2 protein-coding genes are annotated in these 1544 nt (G+C 69.0%); one reads left to right on the top strand and one right to left on the bottom strand.

Translation table 11 applies throughout. From position 1 onward, the window contains the following. Positions 1 to 35: 35 nt before the first annotated feature. Positions 36 to 830 carry a class II aldolase/adducin family protein gene (locus tag ACFWBT_RS42955; protein ID WP_385710265.1) on the bottom strand — a complete coding sequence of 265 codons (795 nt, stop codon included), beginning with the start codon at positions 828 to 830 and terminating at the stop codon, positions 36 to 38. Between the two features lie 157 nt (positions 831 to 987). Here ACFWBT_RS42955 and ACFWBT_RS42950 point away from each other — a divergent pair, with 157 nt between their 5' ends. Next, the gene (locus ACFWBT_RS42950; RefSeq protein ID WP_385710262.1) at positions 988 to 1458 is read left to right on the top strand and encodes a pyridoxamine 5'-phosphate oxidase family protein; all 471 of its coding nucleotides are present in this window, start codon (positions 988 to 990) and stop codon (positions 1456 to 1458) included. Positions 1459 to 1544: the final 86 nt, after the last annotated feature.

Genomic DNA, 1544 nt, shown 5'->3' with positions numbered 1-1544 from the left:
CCCGGCACTAGTGCCGCGACAGGCAACGACCGCCCCTAGCTGAGGAGATCGGGTTCGCTGCGGCTGATGTCCTGCCACAGCGGCTGGTAGTTGATCCACGCCACCAGGTCACCCCCGAGCTGTTCCCGGGTGGCGACCGCCTGCTTGTGGTCGATGAGGAGGGGCCGGCCCGCGGCCTTCGCGGTGAGCTGGACCTGGCTCGACCGTTCCATGGACAGGAACCACCAGGCCGCCGCGTCCACCGAGTCCCCGACGGTCAGCAGTCCGTGGTTGCGCAGCACCAGCGCCTTGCGGCTGCCCAGCGCGGACGCGATCCTGCGGCCCTCCTCCGCGTCGACGGCGACCCCGGTGTAGGCGTCGTACAGCGCGTGATCCTCGTAGAACGCGCAGCTCTCCTGGGTGATCGGGTCGAGCAGATCGCCGAGGGCGGCGAGGGCGCGGCCGTTCACCGAGTGGCAGTGGGCGACGGCGACGACGTCGGGGCGGGCGGCGTGGACCTGGGAGTGCACGGTGAACGCCGCCTGGTTCACGTGGTAGCGGCCCTGGATCACCTGCCCGTCCTGGTTGGCCATGACCAGGTCGCTCACGGTGACGTGCTTGAACGGCATGCCGAACGGATTGACCCAGAAGCAGTCGCTGTACTCCGGGTCGCGCGCCGTGATGTGTCCGGAGACGCCGTCCTCGAAGCCGAGCCGTCCGAACAGCCGGAGGGCGCCGGCCAGCCGCTCCTTGCGGTGCCGCCGTTCGTCGTCCATCGATTCGTGCATCGGCGGCATGGCGAACCGCAGCTGGTCGGTGGGGCGGGGCAGGGGCGGAGTGGGCCCGTGCATATGTCCTCCAGCCACTGGCGTGTTCGGTACGCAGCGGAAGTTACCCGGGGTCAGCGCAGGAGAACAGGGGTGTTCCGTGAGAGAAAAAACAGGAACAAAGAGGGACACCGACAAAACCCGACAGGAGATGTCCGGTATACGCGTCAGACTCGCTGCCATGAACTGGGAAGCTCTCTCGACGGCCGAACCGGACCTCGCCGAGACCGTCGAACAGCGCTTCGGCGCCTTCACCCACCACGTCCTGGCGACCCTCCGCAAGGACGGCTCGCCCCGTACCTCCGGCATCGAGGCGCGCTTCCTGAACGGCGAGCTGTGGCTCGGCATGATGCCGGACTCCCTCAAGGCGCTCGACCTGCGCCGCGACCCGCGCTTCGCGCTCCAGACGAACCCGGGGGCCGGCACGGACATGGGCGGCGGCGACGTACGGATCAGCGGGCGGGCGGTGGAGGTCGGCGACGACGTCCCGGCGAAGGTCGCGTACGTGAAAGAGGTGGAACCGCCGGAGCCGTTCCACCTCTTCCGCACCGAGCTGACGGAGGTCACGCGGACCTATGTCGAGGACGACACGTATCTGGTCGTCCAGGTCTGGAAGCCCGGCGCGCCGGTGCGCACGCTCAAGCGGACCTAGTGCCGCGGCAGGCAACGTTTGCCCGTCAAGGAGCGGCGCCCGGTGCGTGCTCTCGGTGTGCCGGCCGGAAGTCCTCGTACTGGATG

This window comes from Streptomyces sp. NPDC060027, assembly GCF_042737005.1.
Lineage (GTDB): Bacteria > Actinomycetota > Actinomycetes > Streptomycetales > Streptomycetaceae > Streptomyces.
The sequence above is the reverse complement of the archived record's forward strand: the minus strand, read 5'-3'. Positions and strand labels throughout refer to the sequence as shown.

Excerpts from the sequence above, each read along its gene's own strand:
- ACFWBT_RS42950 (WP_385710262.1), top strand. The coding sequence starts at position 988 with ATGAACTGGGAAGCTCTCTCGACGGCCGAACCGGACCTCGCCGAGACC.
- ACFWBT_RS42955 (WP_385710265.1), bottom strand. The coding sequence starts at position 830 with ATGCACGGGCCCACTCCGCCCCTGCCCCGCCCCACCGACCAGCTGCGG.